We start from the raw sequence: 18,386 nt of genomic DNA on the forward strand, positions 1-18,386 counted from the left end.
TGGATGTGGGTCCGGCCACCGCTTCCGGCAACCTTGTTTCAGGAACCTAGCGAGTGAAGCACCAGGTCAGCAACGCAATCCACCGTACCTGTCCGGACGAATCCACGGTACGAGGTCCCCCGCGTGTCGCGCTGGAAGTCCGCGGATTTGCGCCGGTCAGGCCCGGGTGGAGGCACGAAACAGCAGGTCACGGACGTCCTCGATGGTGCGGACCGCGGCCGCGCGGAGTGCGTCAGGTGCCGGTCCGGCGCCCAGGATCTCCCTCGACGCGGACGGAATCACCTGCGGGAGGGCGGCCCCGAACACGGTCGCGAGGTCCGCGACGGTGGCTCCCTGGGCCCCGATGCCGGGCGCCAGCAGCGGGCCGCCGACGGCGAGGTCCTCGCCGGTGCCGCCGGTCGTGGCCCCGACGACGACGCCCACGGAGCCCAGCGGGTCGCCGGCGGCCAGCGCGGCGGCGTTGGCGGCGCGGACGTGCGCCAGCATCGTCCCGGCGACGGTGCGCCCGTCGGCGGTCGTGGCGTGCTGGACCTCCGCGCCCTCCGGGTTCGACGTCAGAGCCAGCACGAACACGCCGTTGCCGTGCGCCGCGGCGGTGTCGAGCACCGGGCGCAGCGACTCGAAGCCCAGGTACGGCGACACGGTGACGGCGTCGGCGCACAGCGGTGACGAGGGGTCGCAGTAGGCGTCGGCGTAGGCCTGCATCGTCGAGCCGATGTCGCCGCGCTTGACGTCCAGCAGCACCAGCGCGCCCGCCGCCCTCGCATCGGCGATGACCCGTTCCAGCACGGCGACGCCGCGGGAGCCGTGCCGCTCGAAGAACGCCGACTGCGGCTTCAGCAGAGCGACCGTCTCGCCCAGCGCCTCGACCGCCGTGCGGGTGAACCGCTCCAGCCCGGCGACGTCGTCGGTCAGGCCCCACGCGGTGAGCAGGCCGGGATGCGGGTCGATGCCCGCGCAGAACGGCCCGCGGGCGGCCATCGCGGCGTGCAGCCGCCGCCCGAACGTCTCCGTCACCGTTGTCTCCTCCTTGATCCAGGCGCCGGTCGACACGGGTTGGTCACCTGATCATCTCCAGTATGTGGACGGCGGTTGATCAGGTGACCAACCGGCCCGGAACCCGGCACCTTTGTCACCTGATCGTTTCGTGTCCACATGCTGGAGATGATCAGGTGACGTAGAACGCGCGCTCGGCGTCGTTTCGTCACCTGATCGTTCCGCGACGATGATCCGGTGGCGAACGGGGCGGGGGTCATTGGTCGGCCTCGGCGATCAGCTGCGCCAGCTCACGCTGGACGCGGGCCGGCCAGAACGGCCCGCCGTAGATGAACGCCGTGTACGCCTGGACCAGCGTGGCGCCGGCGCGCAGCCGCTCGTGCGCGTCGGCGGCGGTGCCGATGCCGCCGGCGGCGACCAGCGTCAGCCGGTCCCCCACGGCGCCGTGCAGCAGCCGCAGCACGGCCAGCGACCGGTCCGCGAGCGGCGCGCCGGACAGCCCGCCGGCGCCGGCCCGGTCGACGGCGATGGGCGTGGAGCGCAGCCCGTCGCGGCCGATGGTGGTGTTCGTCGCGATGATGCCGTCCAGCTCCAGCTCGAGCGCCAGCTTCGCGACCGCCAGGACGTCGTCGTCGCCGAGGTCGGGGGCGATCTTCACCAGCAGCGGCACCCGGCGCGACGTGACGGCGTCGGCCTGCGACCGGACGGCGGCGAGCAGCGGCCGCAGCTTCTCGACCGCCTGGAGGTCGCGCAGGCCGGGCGTGTTCGGCGAGCTGACGTTGACCACCAGGTAGTCGGCGTACGGGGCGAGCAGCCGGGTGCTGGCCTCGTAGTCGCCGATCGCCTCGGCCTCCGGCACGACCTTCGACTTGCCGATGTTGACGCCGACGACGACCGGCAGCGCGCCGCGGCGCCGCCGTCGCCGGGCCAGCCGGGCGGCCACCACGGCGGCGCCGTCGTTGTTGAAGCCCATGCGGTTGACGACGGCGCGGTCGGCGACCAGCCGGTGCAGCCGCGGCTTCGGGTTGCCCGGCTGCGGCCGCCCGGTGACCGTCCCCACCTCGACGAACGCGAAGCCGAGCGCGGCCAGGGCGTCGATGCCGACGGCGTTCTTGTCGAACCCGGCGGCCAGGCCGAGCGGTCCCGGGAAGTGCAGCCCGAACGCCTCGACGCCCGCGGGCGACCCGGCGGGCGGGCCGAGCCGACGCCGTCCGTACGCCGCCAGCCCCGGCACCCGGGCGGCCACCCGCATGGCCGCGAACGCCCCGCGGTGCGCGGTCTCGGCGTCCAGCCGGGACAGCACCCGGCGGAACAGCTGGTCGTATGCCGTCACGACCGGTCGGCCCAGGACTGCAGCGACCGGACCCCCACCGACTCCGCGCGCAGCGACTCGATGCCCTGGACGGCGGCGGCGAGGCCCTGCGTCGTCGTGATGCAGGGGATGTTGCCCTGGATGGCGGCGCGGCGGATCTCGTAGCCGTCGGCGCGGGGGCTGCCGCCGGTGGTGGTGCCGCTGGGGGTGTTGATGATGAGGTCGACGTCGCCGGCGAGGATGCGTCCGATGATGGTCGGGGTGCCGTCGGGTTCGTGGCCGACCCAGCGTTTGCGGACGACCTCGGCCTCGACGCCGTTGCGGCGCAGCACCTCGGCGGTCCCGGCGGTGGCCAGGATGGTGAAGCCGAGGTCGGCCAGCCGCTTGACCGGGAAGATCATGTGCCGCTTGTCGCGGTTGGCCAGCGACACGAACACCGTGCCCGACGTGGGCAGCGCGCCGAACGCGGCGGCCTGGGATTTGGCGAACGCGGTGCCGAACTGCTCGTCGATGCCCATGACCTCGCCGGTGGAGCGCATCTCCGGGCCGAGCAGGGTGTCGACGGTGCGGCCGTCGGGGGTGCGGAACCGGTTGAACGGCATCACCGCCTCCTTGACCGCGGCGGGCGCGTCGGGGGGCAGGTCGACGGCGTCGCCCTCGGCCGGCAGCAGGCCCTCGGCGCGCAGGTCGGCGATGGTGGCGCCGAGCATCACCCGGGCGGCGGCCTTCGCGAGCGGGACGCCGGTGGCCTTGGACACGAACGGCACCGTCCGTGACGCGCGCGGGTTGGCCTCGAGGACGTAGAGGACGTCGCCGGCCAGCGCGTACTGCACGTTGAGCAGGCCGCGCACGCCGACGCCGCGGGCGATGGCCTCGGTCGAGGTCTTGATGCGGGCCAGCTCGTCGCGGCCGAGGGTGATCGGCGGGAGCGCGCACGCGGAGTCGCCGGAGTGGATGCCGGCCTCTTCGATGTGCTCCATGACGCCGCCGAGGTAGAGCTCGTCGCCGTCGAACAGGGCGTCGACGTCGATCTCGACCGCGTCGTCGAGGAACCGGTCGACCAGCACGGGGTGCTCGGGCGACGCCTGGGTGGCGCGGCCGATGTAGTCGGCCAGCGTGTCGTCGTCGTAGACGATCTCCATGCCGCGCCCGCCCAGCACGTACGACGGCCGCACCAGCACCGGGTAGCCGATGGTGTGCGCGATGTCGCGGGCCTCGGCGAACGAACTGGCGGTGCCGTGCTTCGGCGCGGGCAGCCCGGCCTCGCCCAGCACCCGGCCGAACGATCCGCGGTCCTCGGCGAGGTCGATCGCGGCCGGGGACGTGCCCACGATCGGGACGCCGGCCTCGGCCAGCGCCGCGGCCAGCCCGAGCGGAGTCTGCCCGCCGAGCTGCACGATGACGCCGGCGACCGGCCCGGCCTGCCGCTCGGCGTGGACGACCTCGAGCACGTCCTCCAGCGTCAGCGGCTCGAAGTAGAGCCGGTCGGAGGTGTCGTAGTCGGTCGACACCGTCTCGGGGTTGCAGTTGACCATGACGGTCTCGTAGCCGGCCTCGTGCAGCGCCATGGCGGCGTGCACGCAGGAGTAGTCGAACTCGATGCCCTGCCCGATGCGGTTCGGGCCGGAGCCCAGGATGATGACGGCCGGCTTGTCGCGCGGCCCGACCTCGGTCTCCTCGTCGTAGGACGAGTAGTGGTACGGCGTCTTCGCGGCGAACTCGGCGGCGCAGGTGTCGACGGTCTTGAACACCGGCCGGATGCCCAGCGCGTGCCGAACCCCGCGGACGACCTCGGCGGAGATGCCGCGCAGCGCCGCCAGCTGCACGTCGGAGAACCCGTGCCGCTTCGCCTCGCGCAGCAGGTCCGGGGTCAGCTCCGCCGCATCGCGGACGTCGTCGGCGACCTCGGTGAGCAGCAGCAACTGGTCGAGGAACCACGGGTCGATACGGGTCGCCTCATACAGCTCGTCGACGGTGGCGCCGGCGCGCAGGGCGTCGACGACGTCGCGCAGCCGCCCGTCGTAGGGGCGCTTCACCTGCTCGGTCAGCTCGGCCTTGTCGCCCGGCGGCGTCGCGAAGTCGAGCGCGCCGTCGGACTTCTCCAGCGACCGCAGCGCCTTCTGCAGCGCCTCGGTGAAGTTGCGGCCGATCGCCATCGCCTCGCCGACGCTCTTCATGTGCGTGGTCAGCGTGGAGTCGGCGGCCGGGAACTTCTCGAACGCGAACCGCGGCGCCTTCACGACGACGTAGTCCAGCGTCGGCTCGAACGACGCCGGCGTCTCCCCAGTGATGTCGTTCGGGATCTCGTCCAGCGTGTAACCGAGCGCGACCTTCGCCGCGATCTTCGCGATCGGGAACCCCGTCGCCTTGGACGCCAGCGCGGACGAACGCGACACCCGCGGGTTCATCTCGATGACGATGAGCCGGCCGTCGGCGGGGTCGACCGCGAACTGGATGTTGCAGCCCCCGGTGTCGACGCCGACCGCCCGGATGATCTCGATCGCCTGGTCGCGCATCACCTGGTACTCACGGTCGGTCAACGTCAGCGCCGGCGCGACCGTGACGGAGTCGCCCGTGTGCACCCCCATCGGGTCGACGTTCTCGATCGAGCAGACGATCACCACGTTGTCCGCGCCGTCGCGCATGACCTCGAGCTCGTACTCCTTCCACCCGAGGATCGACTCCTCCAGCAGCACCTCGGTGGTCGGCGACGCGTCCAGCCCCGCGCCGGCGATGCGGCGCAGGTCGTCCTCGTCGAACGCCATCCCCGAACCGGCGCCGCCCATGGTGAACGACGGCCGCACCACAACCGGGTAACCGAGGTTCCGGACCGCGGCCAGGCAGTCGTCCATCGAGTGGCAGATCTCCGACCGCGCGGTCTCGCCGCCGACCTCCTCGACGATCTTCTTGAACGACTCGCGGTTCTCGCCCCGCTCGATCGCGTCGATGGACGCCCCGATCAGCTCGACCCCGAACCGCTCCAGGACCCCACCGGCGTGCAGCGCCATGGCCGTGTTCAGCGCCGTCTGCCCGCCCAGTGTCGCCAGCAGCGCGTCCGGCCGCTCCAGCGCGATGACCTTCTCGACGAACTCCGGCGTGATGGGCTCGACATAGGTGGCGTCGGCGATGTCCGGATCGGTCATGATCGTCGCCGGGTTACTGTTCACCAGAATGACCCGCAGGCCCTCGGCCCGCAGTACCCGGCACGCCTGCGTCCCCGAATAGTCGAACTCACACGCCTGCCCGATCACGATCGGACCGGACCCGATGACCAGGACGCTGTCGATGTCCGTGCGCCTGGGCATCAGACCTCCTTCTTCGTTGCCATGACCTCGGTGAACCGGTCGAACAGGTAGGCGGCGTCGTGCGGGCCGGCCGCGGCCTCCGGGTGGTACTGGACGGAGAAGCCCTTCAGCCGGCCGGTCTCGTCGCGCAGCGCCAGGCCCTCGACGACGTCGTCGTTGAGGCAGACGTGGCTCACCTCGGCCCTTCCGTAGCGTGTCTCGGTGACGGCGTCGCGGGGTGCGTCGACCGCGAAGCCGTGGTTGTGCGCCGTCACCTCGACCTTGCCGGTGCCGCGGTCCTGGACCGGCTGGTTGATGCCGCGGTGGCCGTAGCCGAGCTTGTAGGTGCCGAAGCCGAGCGCGCGGCCGAACACCTGGTTGCCGAAGCAGATGCCGAAGAACGGCAGGTCGCGCTCCAGGGCCTGCTGGACGACGCGCATCGGGCCGTCGGCCGTCGCCGGGTCGCCCGGGCCGTTGGACAGGAACAGGCCGTCCGGCTCGTGCGCGAGGACGTCGTCGATGGTCGCCGTCGCCGGGAGCACGTGCGTCTCGATGCCCCGCTCGGCCATGCGCCGCGGCGTCATGGTCTTGATGCCGAGGTCGAGGGCGACGACGGTGAACCGGCGCTCGCCGCCGGCCGGGACGACATACGGCTCGGTGGTGCTGACCTCGGCGGCGAGGTCGGCGCCGAGCATCTCCGGGCTGTCCAGGACGCGTTGCCGCAGCGCGTCGGCGTCGGTCTCGACGGTGGAGATGCCGACCCGCATGGCGCCGCGTTCGCGCAGGTGCCGGGTGAGCGCGCGGGTGTCGACGCCGCTGATACCGACGACGCCCTGGGCGGCCAGCTCGTCGTCGAGGCTGCGCACGCTGCGCCAGGACGACGCGCGGCGGGCGGGGTCGCGGACGACGTAGCCGGCCACCCAGATGCGCCCGGACTCGGGGTCGTCGTCGTTGACCCCGGTGTTGCCGATGTGCGGCGCCGTCTGCACGACGACCTGGCGGTGGTACGACGGGTCGGTCAGGGTCTCCTGGTAGCCGGTCATGCCGGTCGAGAAGACGGCCTCGCCGAACGTCTCGCCGGGCGCGCCGTACGAGCGGCCGCGGAACGTCCGGCCGTCCTCGAGGACGAGCAGCGCCGGTGCGTTCGTCGTCATGCGGTTCCCCCTGTGGTGTGCGTGGGCCGGCCGCGCAGGAACGTCGCGACGACGGTACCCGGCAGCTTCATGCCCTCGTAGGGCGTGTTCCGCGACAGCGACGCCGATGCCGACGGGTCGACCGTGGTGATGGTGCTCGGGTCGACGAGGGTGAGGTTGGCCGGCTCGCCCGCGGCGATGGGACGGCCGTGCGGCTGGTCGCCGGTGTCGCAGCGGCCGATGCGGGCCGGCGCGAACGACAGGCGGTCGGCGACCCCGGCCCAGTCGAGCAGCCCGGTGTCGACCATGGTGTGCTGGACCACCGACAGCGCCGTCTCCAGCCCCAGCATGCCGAACGCGGCCGCGTCCCACTCGCAGTCCTTGGCCTCGACCGGGTGCGGCGCGTGATCGGTCGCGACGATGTCGATGGTGCCGTCGGCCAGCGCCTCCCGCAGCGCCGCGACGTCCTCGGCGGAGCGCAGCGGCGGGTTGACCTTGTAGCGCGGGTCGTAGCCGGCCACCAGCTCGTCCGTCAGCAGCAGGTGGTGCGGCGTCACCTCGGTCGTCACCGGCAGGCCGCGCTCCTTCGCCAGTCGGACGATCTCGACCGACCCCTTCGTCGACAGGTGGCAGATGTGCACGCGCGAGCCGACGTGCGCCGCCAGCAGCACGTCCCGCGCGACGATGGCCTCCTCGGCGACGTTCGGCCAGCCGCGCAGGCCCAGCCGGCCGGACAGCTCGCCCTCGTTCATCTGCGCGCCCTCGGTCAGCCGCGGCTCCTGCGCGTGCTGCGCGATGACCCCGTCGAACGCCTTCACGTACTCCAGCGCGCGGCGCATCAGCATGGCGTCGTGCACGCAGATGCCGTCGTCGGAGAAGACCCGGACCCCGGCCGCGGACTCGGCCATCGCGCCCAGTTCGGCCAGCCGCTCGCCCTTCAGGCCGACGGTGACGGCGCCGACCGGCCGCACGTCGGCGTGCCCGGCCTCGCGGCCCAGCCGCCACACCTGCTCGACGACGCCCGCGGTGTCGGCGACCGGGTCGGTGTTCGCCATGGCGTGGACGGCGGTGAACCCGCCCCTGGCCGCCGCCCGCGTCCCCGTCTCGACCGTCTCGGCGTCCTCCCGGCCGGGTTCGCGCAGGTGCGTGTGCAGGTCGACCAGGCCCGGCAGCACGATCAGCCCGGTCGCGTCGACCGTCGTCGCGTTCTCGCCCGCCTCCGGGGCCGCGCCGGCGCCGAGGGCGACGATGACGCCGTCGCGGATCAGCAGGTCCTGCGGGTCGCCGCCGAGGACGCGGGCGTTCTGGATCAGGATCGGGTTCACGCCGCCTCCTCCGTGTTCGGGTTGGTGCCGGCCAGCATCAGGTACAGGACGGCCATGCGCACGTAGACGCCGTTCGTGACCTGCTCGACGATGACCGAGCGGGCGCTGTCGGCGACCTCCGCGGTGATCTCCATGCCGCGATTCATCGGGCCCGGGTGCAGCACCAGCGCGTCGGGCGGCATCAGCGCCTGGCGCCGGGAGTCGAGGCCGTAGCGGCGGCTGTACTCGCGCGCGGACGGGAAGAAGGCGTCGTTCATGCGTTCGCTCTGGACCCGCAGCATCATGACCGCGTCGGCCCCGCCCAGCGCGTCGTCGAGGTGGAGGCTGGTGTCGCACGGCCAGTGCTCGATGCCGTTGGGCAGCAGCGTCGGCGGCGCCACCAGCGTCACCTTCGCCCCGAGCGTCGCCAGCAGCAGGACGTTGCTGCGCGCGACCCGGCTGTGCAGCACGTCGCCGACGATCACGATCCGCCTGCCCGCCAGTTCGCCCAGGTGGCGGCGCATCGTGAACGCGTCCAGCAGCGCCTGTGTCGGGTGCTCGTGCGTGCCGTCGCCGGCGTTGACCACGCACGCGTTGATCCACCCCGACGTCGCCAGCCGGTACGGCGCGCCGCTGGCCGAGTGCCGCACGACGACCCCGTCGGCGCCCATCGCCTCGAGCGTCAGCGCCGTGTCCTTCAGGCTCTCGCCCTTCGACAGGCTCGACCCCTTCGCCGAGAAGTTCACGACGTCGGCGGACAGCCGCTTCGCCGCCAGCTCGAACGACGTGCGGGTGCGGGTGGAGTCCTCGAAGAACAGGTTCACCACGGTCCGGCCCCGCAGCGTCGGCAGCTTCTTCACCGCGCGCCCCTCGGTCAGCCGGGCCATCTCGTCCGCGGTGTCCAGCACCAGTGTCGCGTCCTCCAGCGACAGGTCACCGGCCGACAACAGGTGACGGATCATCGCTGCACCTCCCCCTGTGCGGTGCCGGCCGGTTCGGCGCCGGCCTGTTCGGTGGCGGCCTGTTCGTCGGCCGATCTCCCGAGGACGACGTCGTCGTGGCCGTCGGTCTCGGTGAGCCGGACCTTCACGCTCTCGGCCAGCGACGTCGGGATGTTCTTGCCGACGTGGTCGGCGCGGATCGGCAGCTGCCGGTGCCCACGGTCGACGAGGACGACCAGCCGGACGGCGCGCGGCCGCCCGATGTCCTCCAGTGCCGTCAGTGCGGCCCGGATGGTCCGCCCCGAGAACAGCACGTCGTCGACCAGCACCACGATGCGGTCGTCGACCCCGCCGGGCGGGATGTCGGTGCGTTCGAGCGCCCGAGCCGGCCGCAGCCTCAGGTCGTCGCGGTACATCGTGACGTCGAGCGCCCCGACCGGGACCTCGGTGCCCTCGACCGCGGAGATGCGATCGGCCAGCCGATACGCCAGCGGTACGCCGCGTTTGGGGATGCCGAGCAGAACGAGGTCGGCAGCGCCCTTGTTGCGCTCGACCACCTCGTGAGCGATCCGCGTCAGCGCCCGAGCGACATCGTCGCCGTCGAGCACTTCACGCGCGCCAGATAGGTCGCGAGACATGCGTCGCAGGACCCCCTTCCCCGCCTCACGGGACGGGACTTAAAGGACGTCGGATTCACCTGCGAGCGTATCAGCGGCCCCGGGCGCATCCGCCCACGCCGCGCTGTCGGCCCCGTCACATGCTCGGCGCGGCCACCGGTGACGTCGGCGAACGCTCGGCACACACGAGAGTTCGGCTCCGCCGTTCGGTATTCAATTGTCGGAATCGTTCACTCATCACGCCCTTCCAGTCGTGCCTCGCGCAACTCGTCGACGACGTCCTCGGTCGGTAGGTGGCTGTCGTCGCGCTCGGGGTCGCCGCCCGAGTCGCTGTCCATGTCGTCGGCCTCCCACAGCTCGTGCTCGCGGCGATCGATGGCCATGCCGTCTCCTCCTCCCGCGGCCGGACAGCCGCTCACCTTCTATGGGTCAATCCAGGAGGCCGAATGTGACAGCGACGCGGCAACTTTTCGGCCGATCGGCGCCGCAGAAAATCCGGTGCGGTCCCGGCGGGCGGCCGCCTACGGTGACCGGCATGGAACTGCGCCCCGAGGAAGCCGCCGACCATGACGCCGTGCACGACGTGCACCGGCAGGCGTTCGGCGACGACGGCGAGCACGTCGCGACGCTCACCCGCGACCTGCGCGGCCTGCTCTCCCCCACGAGCGGCCTCTCGCTGGTCGCCGTCGAGAACGACAAGGTCGTCGGGCACGTGCTGTTCACCCGCAGCATCCTCGACGCACCGGAGCGGCTGGTGGACGTGCTGGTGCTCAGCCCGGTCGGGGTGCTGCCGGCGCACCAGCGAAGCGGCGTCGGCACGGCACTGATCACGCGCGGCCTCGAACTGGCCGACGAGCAGGGCGCCCCGCTCGTGTTCCTGGAGGGCTCGCCGGGGTACTACCCGCGGTTCGGGTTCGAGCCCGGCGAGCCGCTCGGCTTCCGTAAGCCGTCGCTGCGCATCCCCGACGCCGCGTTCCAGGTCCGGCGGCTCAGCGGCTACGACCAGGCGATGACCGGCACGCTCGTCTACTCGGAGATCTTCTGGCGCCACGACGCCGTCGGCCTGCGCTGAGGCCGGCCGGACTCAGCGGCGGTGGTGGTCGACGTCGGTGTTCTCGAGGCGGCCCCAGCCGTGCCAGCGGTCGACGTCGATCCAGACGCTGACGCGGCCGCGGTCGCGGCGGCGGTACGGCGAGCCGGTGTAGTGGCGCGCCAGCCGGTCGATGTCGGCCAGGTCCGCGTCGTCGTAGCGGTCGACGACGCGGCCCTGGACGCTGACGTGGGTGTACCAGTCGCCGTCGGCGAGGACGGTGAGGCTGACCCGCGGGTCGGCCCGCAGGTGCTCCAGCCGCTTCCGCGACTCGTCGAGGTTGACCAGCACGCGCCCGCCGTCCCACAGGTACCAGGTGGCGACGCTGACCGGGCCGCCCGGCCCGATGGTCGCCATCACGGCCGGATGGGGCCCGGCGAGGAACGCACTGACGTCGTCAGGAAGCGGTGCCTTCGGCATCCCCCGATCCAACCACGGCCGCGCGGGCGGCCATGAACGGCGCGCGGTCGAAGATGAACCAGCTGTGCACGATGCGGCCGCCGTCGACGCGGACGCATTCGGCGCCGGGCGCCTGGGCGACCAGCTGGGTGACCGAGTCGTACATGACGAGGGCGGTGTCGTCGTCGCCGAACGCGGCGATCAGTGTGGCACTGACCAGCTGCGACACGTACGGCTCCAGGAACGCCCGGTAGGCGTCCACGCCCTCCAGACGGCCGGGCGGGGCCTCGCAGACGACGTCGTCGGCGATGTAGCGCAGCGCGGCGTCCAGGTCGCCGCCGGCCCACGCGTGGTGGTAGGCGAGCGCGACGTCCAAGGCGGCACGAGTCATGATCGATCCTCTCTCGATGGGTCCTTCACGAGGTACAGACACCGGCACGCCCCGGATCGGAACGGTCGTGCGACGATCGGACGGTGACCTCGGCGCTGCTGACCCGCGCGCGAGCCGGCGATCAGGACGCGTTCGCCCGGCTCGTCGACCCGTTCCAGCGCGAGCTGCGGCTGCACTGCTACCGCCTGCTCGGCCGGCTCCCCGACGCCGAGGACGCGGTGCAGGAGACGCTGCTGGCGGCGTGGCGCGGGCTGCCGGAGTTCGAGGGACGGGCGTCGGTGCGCGGCTGGCTGTACCGCATCGCGACGCGCCGCTGCCTCAACGCGATCCGCGACGCCGGACGACGGCCGCCGCTCGCGCCGGTCCCGCCGTTCGACGCGCCGGAGCCGACCCGGCACAACGAGGTCCCGTGGCTGCAGCCGTACCCGGACGCGCTGCTGCCCGAGTCGGCGTACCTGCGCCGCGAGCAGGTCGAGCTGGCCTTCGTCGAGGCGCTGCAGCAGCTGCCGCCGCGGCAGACGGCCGCGCTGGTGCTGTGCGACGTGCTCGGCCTACCGCTCGCGGAGGCGGCGGAGCTGCTGGACACGTCGGCGACGGCGGTGAAGGGGACGCTGCAGCGGGCCCGGTCGACGCTGCGCGCCCGCACGACCCAGCCGCCGCCGGCCGGCTCCCAGGAGGAACGCGACCTCACCGAGCGGTTCGCCGCGGCGTTCGTCGCCGACGACGTCGAGGCGGTGATCGCGCTGCTCACCGACGACGCGTGGCTGGCGATGCCGCCGGCGCCGCACCAGTACGTCGGCGCGGCCGCCGTCGCCGGGTTCCTGCATGCGAGCGCCGGCTGGCGGGCCGGCCGCCGGTACACGCAGCGGCCGACCCGGGCGAACGGCCAACCGGCGTTCGGCCTCTACCTCGACGGTGCGCCCGCCGGCCTCGTCGTCCTCACCCTCGACGGCGACCGGATCGCCGCCGTCACCCGGTTCATGGACGACACCCTGTACCCGTGGTTCGGCCTGCCCAGAGCGTTCGGCTGACGGCGTCAACCGGCGGACCGCGGCCGGCCCTTGTCGAGTCGATGAGGCTGCACGGCGTCGTAGGTGGCCTGCAACTCTGGTTCCGAGCTCCGATAGAGCCGCTGGGCGATCCGCACGAAGAGGAAGTCCACGACGGCGAGCTGAGCGATGCGGCTCGACATGTTCCCCGGCCGGTAGGCCGTCTCGCTCGTACTCGTCGTCAGCATGTGGTCGGCGTTCTCCCGCATCGGTGAGTTCCGGAAGTTCGTGACCAGTGCCGTGGTGGCGCCGGCCCGGCGAGCAGCAGCGAGGAACTCGGCGATCTCCACCGTGAGGCCGGAATGGGAGAAGCCGATCGCGATACAGCCGGGCTCGAGGACGGAGGCGCTCATCAGCGCCAGGTGCACGTCGCTCCAGTAGTAGGACGTCAACCCGATGCGGTGCAGCTTGTGTTGGAGATCGGTCGCGGCCAGCCCACTGGAGGCGACGCCGTAGACGTCGATGCGCGGCGCGGCGACGACTGCCTCGACGATGCGGTCGAGCTCGTCAGCGTCCAGTCCCTCGGCTGTCGCTTCGATCGAGCGGGCCTCGTGGAAGGCGAGCTTCGCGATGACGTCGCGGGCCGAGTCACCGGGATCGATGTCGCTGTCGGACACCCCGAACCGGCTGAGTGACACCTCGTCCCGGCCCACCGACGAGGCCAGCGCGCGCCGGAACTCCCGGTAACCCGCGAATCCGACATGGCGGCAGAACCGCACGACGCTGGCGATGGACGTCGAGCAACTGGCCGCGAGCTCGGTGATGGTCTGGTCGACGACCGCCGCCGGATGCGCGATCACGTGTTCGGCGATGCGGCGCTCCGACGGCGGAAGCCCCGGAAGGGTCCCACGCAGGGCCGCCACCACATCGTGTGCCAATCGCTCCGCCTCCCCGGCCGGTCGCGCGTGCTGCGCGCCGACGACCGAGGTCGTCACTCTCATCCGGCGTGGTGCACATCCTAACCGGCGTGGCAGACGCACGATGCGGCAAGTATTTTCAGTCTGGATATGACGGCGGAAAGCTGTTTACGTAAGCTCGTCCCGGCGACTGGAACGATGACCGCGAGTGACTGGACAGGAACATGAGCACACGCACCTACCCGAGCACGACCTCCCGCGAACTGACGGACCGATGAGCGGCCAGCAGGGTCGCTCGCGGGACCAGCGGTTCGCGGTGATCAGCCGCCGCGTGGTCTTCGTCGTGGGATCCGCCCTGCTCGCCGGTGGCGTTCTGGCGATTCTCGACGACCAGGTGGTGCTCGGCATCGCCCTCATCGTCGTCGCGTCGCTGGCGGTGGCGTGGCGTGGTCTCCTGACGGTGAGGCGCGGCCGCCGCGCGCTCGCCGACCGGGATCGCGCCCAGGTGCCCGACCGCCCGGTCCGCGGCGCCGACGACCCGGCGCCGGTGGAGGACGTGGTCGCGGCGCTGGTGGGGATGAACAGCGACGGCCTGCCGTACGAGATCGATGCCTCGCAGAGCCCCGACGGGCTCCGGGTCGAGGTGCGGTGGAAGCACGAGGAGATGCGCTGGCGGACCCTCTTCGTGCGTGGGTCGCAGGCGTACGCGTGGCGCATGGAGGTCGGCCTTGACCCGTCCAGCGCGCGCTACAGGTTCGTCGAACACTCGGGGACGGCGGCCGTCCGCGCGGCGGCCGGACCTCTGGGGGCGGTGGCCTACGGCAACTGGACGTGGAAGAAGGGCAAGACCTCCGGTGGCACGTCAGCGACCTTCGTCGAGGGCGCCGACGGCCAGGTCACAGTGACCGGTCCGGACGGACCCCGCACCTCGTGGGAAGGGGTCGTCATGATCAAGCCGGCCGACGCGAAGGTACCGGTCTTCACCGTCCTGCGGAACAACGGCTGGCGCCCGCGTCTCGACTGGTTCGGCGCCCGGATGTTCGAGAAGTAGGGAGGGAAGATCACATGCGTGTCCACCCTTCCATCCTGGCCGCGGTCGCGGCCTTGATCCTTGCGCCGGTGCTCGCGGCCTGCTCGTTCGAGGCCGGCGAGCTCGAGCCGGTCGGCGGAGAGTCCGAGACCGCGGCGTCGCCTGATGCGGATAGCACGGGCGCCGAGCTGCAGACGGTCACCGCCGAACACCTGACCGCCCAGGTCCCGGCCGACTGGCAGTCGATGGGCGACGTCGACGGCTGGTCCTACGTCTACCAGCTCTCCGACAGCAGCGGCGGGGTGGCGGGCCGGATCGGGTTCATGCCCGGCGGTGCCGCGATGGCCGCTCACGACGCCATCGACTGGTTCGTCAGCCAGGTCGAGGGTACGGGCGCGACCGACGACGACCATGCGCCGGTCACCACTCTTCGCTCCGGCGAAGATCGGGCCAACACCTCGTACACCTACGAGTCCGGCGGCCAGCAGTACACGGGCGTGGTCTGGGCAGTCAGCGACGACAACGGGATCCCGTCCCTGATCCAGCTGTCCGGCGCCCCGGACGTGGTCACGCCAGAACTCATCGTGCAGGTCGACGAGAGCCTGGACGTCACAGGCAACTGGGAAGGCACCACTCCTTGACAAGCTGTCGTTGTCGTCGCCGCCGTGGAGGAACCGTTGACCGGCCATGAGACCGATCGGTGGTCGGACCAGGGCGATCCCGCCAAGGCGCGGCGCCTGGCCTGGATGTGGGTGAGCTTCGCCCTCATCGCGTGGGGCGGAGCCGGGCTCACCTGGTTCGCCTGGTGGGTCGCCCAGGTGGGGAACTACAGGGACAACTGGCGCGGGTTCAACGAGGACGACGGCTTCCCCTGGATCTTCGTCGCACTGTGCGCCGTCGCCGGCGTGTGGTGCCTGGTCGTCGCACGCCGACAGTGGGCCCGAGCGCGCCACCTGGCGCACGTAGACAACTCGTAGCCGGCCGCGTCGATGACCACGGCCATCAGCCGAGGCCGCGCATCTGCAGCACCTTGAGCGCCAACGCCAAGTCGAGCCGCAGCTCGGGGTCGGTGGTGAACGGGCCGAGCATGCGCTCCAGCTTGGAGATGCGGTACCGCAGCGTGTTGTAGTGGAAATGCAGCTGCCGGGCAGCCTCGGCGACGTTGAGGTTGGTGTCGAGCAGCACCTTGAGGGTGTGCCGCAGGTCTTCCATCTCGGGGTCGTCCTCGGCGGCGAGGCCGTGCAGGGTCTCGCGGACGAACCCGCGCAGCTCGTCGCGGTCCTCGATCTGGCTGAGCAGCCGGAACGAGCCCAGGCTGTCGAAGTGGGCGAGCGAGCCGCGGCCGTTCATCTGCCGCCCGACGTCGACGGCGCGGCGGGCCTGCTCGTACCCGACGGGCAGCTTGGACGGGTCGTCGACGACGCGGCTGACGCCGGTGGAGAAGGAGCGCCGGCCGCCACCGCCGTCGCCCGAGACCTGCCGGACGACGTCGCGGACGACCGGTTCGGGGTCGGGCCGCGGGCCGACCGGCAGCAGCGCGACCACCTCCTGCGCGAACCCGACGACGGCGGCCCGCGGGTCGCGCCGCCCCACGACCGACTGCCAGGCGACGGTGAACCGCTCCTGCACGGGCCGCAGCTGCAGCCCCGACGACGCGGCCGGCCCGGCCTCGGGGTCCAGTTCGGCCACGACGACGACGAGGTCGCGGCCGACCTCCCAGCCGAGCGACTCGCAGTGCGCCACGATGCGCTCCCGGTCGCCGGCCCGGCCGGACAGCACGTCGCGGAGGAAGTCGCCGCGGTACTTGCTCTCGACGGCGGTGACGGCGAGCTGCTTGTTCACCGCGAGCGCGGCCACCGTGGCGGCCCGTTCCAGCACGTTGACGTCGGCGTCGTCGAGGGCACGGTGCCGGGCGAACGCGACGATGCGCCCGTGGTCGACCCGCCCGGCCACGATCGGAACGACGGCGTGCCAGCCGGGCACGTCGACGTGCGAGTGGACGCCGCCGGGCTCGTACTCGGTGCGGAACCGGCCGGACGTGTCGAAGCACGGCGTGTGCCGCCACGGCGCGAGGTCGTCGACGTTGCCGCCCTCGGCGAGGATGCGCCCGTCCGCCGTCGTCACCATGACCGGCACGCCGAGCACCGCCGACGTCTTCGTGACCACCTCGGTCAGCCCGCCGCCCGCCAGCACGACCGACAGCAGCGCGTGGTGCACCTCCCACGACCGCTCCAGCGCCGCGGCCTGCTTGTTCAGCACGCCGGTGAGCACCTGGTTGAGGATGTCGTCGAACCCGATGGCGTCGGGCAGGAGCAGCAGCGGCAGGCCGAGCCGGTCGGCCTCGTGGATCATCTCGTCGGGCAGCGCGTCGAGGTAGCGGTGCAGCTTGACGCCGAGCGCGGCCAGCCCGCGCGCGTCCAGCTCGGTGACGAGGCCGGGCAGCCCCTGCGGGGTGTTGCGCAGCGGATATCCGGTGGTGAGCAGCAGCTCGTGCGGCTTCACCCACGGCAGGATGTCCGGGACCTCCATGATGTTGGCGCGCTGGACGACGCGGTCGAGGCCGCTCTCGCCCGCGAGCAGCCGCGCACCGGCCAGCGCGGGGATCTCCATCGCCTTGCGCACCGTCAGCCCGGCCACGGCGCGGAGCGGCAACCTGCCGCCGCCCGCTGGCAACTCCGGCGAACCCTGGGCCGGATCGTTGGCAAGTTTGCCCATGCGATGACGGTAGCCGTCCCGGCTACGTTCGTGGCAGTCCCAGTTCAGGTGATCTTGGACGGAACGGAGGTCGCGAGTGCCGGCACCGACGGTCCCGACCGGGATCCGGGCCACCCGGCCGTGGCCGGGCGACGCGTCCCGGCAGGTCCTGCCGGGCGCCGCGAGCACCGCCGTCGCCGCTCTCGTGGGAGGTCCACGGCTCGCCGGGGAAGTCGTGGCCGCTACCCGCACCATGACCGCCGTCCTGGTCGACCACGGCGCCGGGCCGGTGCTGCTGTGTCTCACCGGCCCGGCCGCCGTGCGGCTGCCGTGCGCGGTGGTCACGCCGTGGCCGGTGTCCGGGCTGCGGTCCGGCGAACGCGCGCTGGTGGGCGAGGGCGAGCTGCGCATCGGCGACGACGACGGCGCGGTCGTCACCGTGGGCCGCTGGTGGCGAGTGCCGCCGGCCGTCGTCCCCGACGTCGCGCTGGCCCGCCGCCGCACCGCCGGGCAGGACGACCATCCCGGGCTGGACGGCGCCGTCGTCGCGGCCGCAGGGCGGCTCGGCCTGGCGCTGCTGTGCGGCGACGACGACGAGCTGGCCGACGCCGCGGTCGGGCTGCTGGGGCTCGGCCCCGGCCTGACCCCGGCCGGTGACGACGTCCTGGCCGGCGCGCTGGTGGTCGCCGCCGCCGTCGAGTCGCGCGCCGCCGCGCGGCTGGCCGCCGCCGTCGAGGCCGCCGGGCCGCTGCACCGCACGACCGCCGTCTCCGCCGGCCTGCTCCCCTACGCCGCCCGCGGGCTGGCCGTCCCGCAGCTCACCGCTTACCTCGCCGCGCTCGGCTCCGCCCGCGGCGAGGTAAGCACCGCGGAGCGCCGGCTGCTCGCCGTCGGGCACACGTCCGGCGCTGCGCTGCAGCTGGGCGCCCGGGTCGCGCTGACGGCGCTCGCGGGGGCCGCACGGTGATCCACCACGTCGAGGTGCGCACCGGCACCTACCACGATTCAGTCACGTTGATGCAGGTCAGCCAGGCGGTCCAGGGTGAGGACGGGGTCGGCGGCGCGCTCGTCGCGATGGCCACGCAGCTCAACCTCGACCTCCTCGGCGGCATGGGCTTCGACGTCCCGGCCGCGAGCCCGAACGACCTCGTCGTCGGTGTGACGGCGGACGACGACGCCGCGCTGCGCCGGGCGCTGGGCCGGTTGGAGGCGGCGCTGGCCGCGCGCCCGTCCGGCGACCAGGACGGCTTCGGCGCCGCGCCGGCCCCGCGCACCATCGGCTCGGCCGC

18 protein-coding genes and 1 pseudogene are annotated in these 18,386 nt (G+C 72.5%); 7 read left to right on the forward strand and 12 right to left on the reverse strand.

What is annotated here, in order from left to right; all coding sequences use genetic code 11:
* Positions 1–156 precede the first annotated feature (156 nt).
* The 8 genes from pyrF to ACW62_RS33715 all read right to left on the reverse strand — a co-directional run bounded on the left by pyrF (position 157) and on the right by ACW62_RS33715 (position 9,970).
* Positions 157–1,017, reverse strand: coding sequence for an orotidine-5'-phosphate decarboxylase (gene pyrF, locus ACW62_RS02005; RefSeq protein WP_083459112.1), 861 nt, complete (start codon positions 1,015–1,017; stop codon positions 157–159).
* 235 nt (positions 1,018–1,252) lie between these two features.
* Positions 1,253–2,329 (reverse strand): quinone-dependent dihydroorotate dehydrogenase, encoded by a 1,077-nt coding sequence (locus tag ACW62_RS02010; protein WP_157574285.1) that lies wholly within the window; start codon positions 2,327–2,329, stop codon positions 1,253–1,255.
* Positions 2,326–5,613 (reverse strand): carbamoyl-phosphate synthase large subunit, encoded by a 3,288-nt coding sequence (carB, locus tag ACW62_RS02015; protein WP_053202390.1) that lies wholly within the window; start codon positions 5,611–5,613, stop codon positions 2,326–2,328. Before carB ends, ACW62_RS02010 begins: the two co-directional genes overlap by 4 nt.
* Positions 5,613–6,746, reverse strand: a complete 1,134-nt coding sequence (gene carA, locus ACW62_RS02020) for a glutamine-hydrolyzing carbamoyl-phosphate synthase small subunit (protein WP_053202391.1) — start codon at positions 6,744–6,746, stop codon at positions 5,613–5,615. The genes carB and carA overlap by 1 nt, the downstream gene beginning before the upstream one ends.
* Positions 6,743–8,050 carry a dihydroorotase gene (locus ACW62_RS02025; RefSeq protein ID WP_053202392.1) on the reverse strand — a complete coding sequence of 436 codons (1,308 nt, stop codon included), beginning with the start codon at positions 8,048–8,050 and terminating at the stop codon, positions 6,743–6,745. Before ACW62_RS02025 ends, carA begins: the two co-directional genes overlap by 4 nt.
* Positions 8,047–8,991 (reverse strand): aspartate carbamoyltransferase catalytic subunit, encoded by a 945-nt coding sequence (locus tag ACW62_RS02030; protein WP_053202393.1) that lies wholly within the window; start codon positions 8,989–8,991, stop codon positions 8,047–8,049. Before ACW62_RS02030 ends, ACW62_RS02025 begins: the two co-directional genes overlap by 4 nt.
* On the reverse strand, positions 8,988–9,608 hold the full coding sequence (gene pyrR, locus ACW62_RS02035) for a bifunctional pyr operon transcriptional regulator/uracil phosphoribosyltransferase PyrR (protein ID WP_053202394.1): 621 nt from the start codon (positions 9,606–9,608) through the stop codon (positions 8,988–8,990). The genes ACW62_RS02030 and pyrR overlap by 4 nt, the downstream gene beginning before the upstream one ends.
* A gap of 209 nt (positions 9,609–9,817) precedes the next feature.
* Positions 9,818–9,970, reverse strand: coding sequence for a hypothetical protein (locus ACW62_RS33715; RefSeq protein WP_157574287.1), 153 nt, complete (start codon positions 9,968–9,970; stop codon positions 9,818–9,820).
* A gap of 152 nt (positions 9,971–10,122) precedes the next feature.
* Here ACW62_RS33715 and ACW62_RS02040 point away from each other — a divergent pair, with 152 nt between their 5' ends.
* On the forward strand, positions 10,123–10,659 hold the full coding sequence (locus ACW62_RS02040) for a GNAT family N-acetyltransferase (protein ID WP_053202395.1): 537 nt from the start codon (positions 10,123–10,125) through the stop codon (positions 10,657–10,659).
* Positions 10,660–10,671: 12 nt separating this feature from the next.
* Here the strand turns inward: ACW62_RS02040 and ACW62_RS02045 are convergent, their stop codons facing one another.
* Positions 10,672–11,097 carry a PPOX class F420-dependent oxidoreductase gene (locus ACW62_RS02045; protein WP_053202396.1) on the reverse strand — a complete coding sequence of 142 codons (426 nt, stop codon included), beginning with the start codon at positions 11,095–11,097 and terminating at the stop codon, positions 10,672–10,674.
* Positions 11,075–11,467, reverse strand: a complete 393-nt coding sequence (locus ACW62_RS02050; protein WP_053202397.1) for a nuclear transport factor 2 family protein — start codon at positions 11,465–11,467, stop codon at positions 11,075–11,077. Before ACW62_RS02050 ends, ACW62_RS02045 begins: the two co-directional genes overlap by 23 nt.
* 83 nt (positions 11,468–11,550) lie before the next feature.
* On the opposite strand from ACW62_RS02050, the gene ACW62_RS02055 reads away from it, so the two are divergent.
* Entirely contained in the window at positions 11,551–12,498 is a 948-nt protein-coding gene (locus tag ACW62_RS02055; protein WP_157574289.1) for an RNA polymerase subunit sigma-70, read from the forward strand.
* A 5-nt stretch (positions 12,499–12,503) separates the two neighbouring features.
* Here the strand turns inward: ACW62_RS02055 and ACW62_RS02060 are convergent, their stop codons facing one another.
* Positions 12,504–13,496, reverse strand: a complete 993-nt coding sequence (locus ACW62_RS02060; protein WP_205629078.1) for a MurR/RpiR family transcriptional regulator — start codon at positions 13,494–13,496, stop codon at positions 12,504–12,506.
* A 151-nt stretch (positions 13,497–13,647) separates the two neighbouring features.
* On the opposite strand from ACW62_RS02060, the gene ACW62_RS02065 reads away from it, so the two are divergent.
* The 3 genes from ACW62_RS02065 to ACW62_RS02075 are packed head-to-tail and all read left to right on the forward strand — an operon-like array spanning position 13,648 to position 15,380.
* Positions 13,648–14,424: a hypothetical protein gene (locus ACW62_RS02065; RefSeq protein WP_053202398.1), complete on the forward strand. Its 777-nt coding sequence runs from the start codon at positions 13,648–13,650 to the stop codon at positions 14,422–14,424.
* A 14-nt stretch (positions 14,425–14,438) separates the two neighbouring features.
* Positions 14,439–15,044: a hypothetical protein gene (locus tag ACW62_RS02070; RefSeq protein WP_053202399.1), complete on the forward strand. Its 606-nt coding sequence runs from the start codon at positions 14,439–14,441 to the stop codon at positions 15,042–15,044.
* Between the two features lie 36 nt (positions 15,045–15,080).
* Entirely contained in the window at positions 15,081–15,380 is a 300-nt protein-coding gene (locus ACW62_RS02075) for a YidH family protein (protein ID WP_157574291.1), read from the forward strand.
* 25 nt (positions 15,381–15,405) lie between these two features.
* Here the strand turns inward: ACW62_RS02075 and ACW62_RS02080 are convergent, their stop codons facing one another.
* Positions 15,406–17,118, reverse strand: coding sequence for a PucR family transcriptional regulator (locus tag ACW62_RS02080; protein WP_083459115.1), 1,713 nt, complete (start codon positions 17,116–17,118; stop codon positions 15,406–15,408).
* Positions 17,119–17,194: 76 nt separating this feature from the next.
* Between ACW62_RS02080 and ACW62_RS02085 the strand changes: the two genes are divergently transcribed.
* Positions 17,195–18,064: an oxamate carbamoyltransferase subunit AllH family protein gene (locus ACW62_RS02085; protein WP_053202401.1), complete on the forward strand. Its 870-nt coding sequence runs from the start codon at positions 17,195–17,197 to the stop codon at positions 18,062–18,064.
* A pseudogene (locus tag ACW62_RS35000) lies at positions 18,061–18,386 on the forward strand (DUF1116 domain-containing protein); the annotation flags it as partial. The gene ACW62_RS02085 and the pseudogene ACW62_RS35000, both read left to right, overlap by 4 nt.

Source organism: Jiangella muralis, assembly GCF_001270745.1.
In the GTDB taxonomy this organism is placed as follows: Bacteria; Actinomycetota; Actinomycetes; order Jiangellales; family Jiangellaceae; genus Jiangella; species Jiangella muralis.

Bases quoted from the DNA above. Each gene is read 5' to 3' on its own strand.
- ACW62_RS02045 (WP_053202396.1), bottom strand. From the start codon at position 11,097: ATGCCGAAGGCACCGCTTCCTGACGACGTCAGTGCGTTCCTCGCCGGG.
- ACW62_RS02070 (WP_053202399.1), top strand. From the start codon at position 14,439: ATGCGTGTCCACCCTTCCATCCTGGCCGCGGTCGCGGCCTTGATCCTT.
- ACW62_RS02040 (WP_053202395.1), top strand. From the start codon at position 10,123: ATGGAACTGCGCCCCGAGGAAGCCGCCGACCATGACGCCGTGCACGAC.
- ACW62_RS02050 (WP_053202397.1), bottom strand. From the start codon at position 11,467: ATGACTCGTGCCGCCTTGGACGTCGCGCTCGCCTACCACCACGCGTGG.
- ACW62_RS33715 (WP_157574287.1), bottom strand. From the start codon at position 9,970: ATGGCCATCGATCGCCGCGAGCACGAGCTGTGGGAGGCCGACGACATG.
- carB (WP_053202390.1), bottom strand. From the start codon at position 5,613: ATGCCCAGGCGCACGGACATCGACAGCGTCCTGGTCATCGGGTCCGGT.
- carA (WP_053202391.1), bottom strand. From the start codon at position 6,746: ATGACGACGAACGCACCGGCGCTGCTCGTCCTCGAGGACGGCCGGACG.
- ACW62_RS02065 (WP_053202398.1), top strand. From the start codon at position 13,648: ATGAGCGGCCAGCAGGGTCGCTCGCGGGACCAGCGGTTCGCGGTGATC.
- ACW62_RS02030 (WP_053202393.1), bottom strand. From the start codon at position 8,991: ATGATCCGTCACCTGTTGTCGGCCGGTGACCTGTCGCTGGAGGACGCG.
- ACW62_RS02080 (WP_083459115.1), bottom strand. From the start codon at position 17,118: ATGGGCAAACTTGCCAACGATCCGGCCCAGGGTTCGCCGGAGTTGCCA.
- pyrR (WP_053202394.1), bottom strand. From the start codon at position 9,608: ATGTCTCGCGACCTATCTGGCGCGCGTGAAGTGCTCGACGGCGACGAT.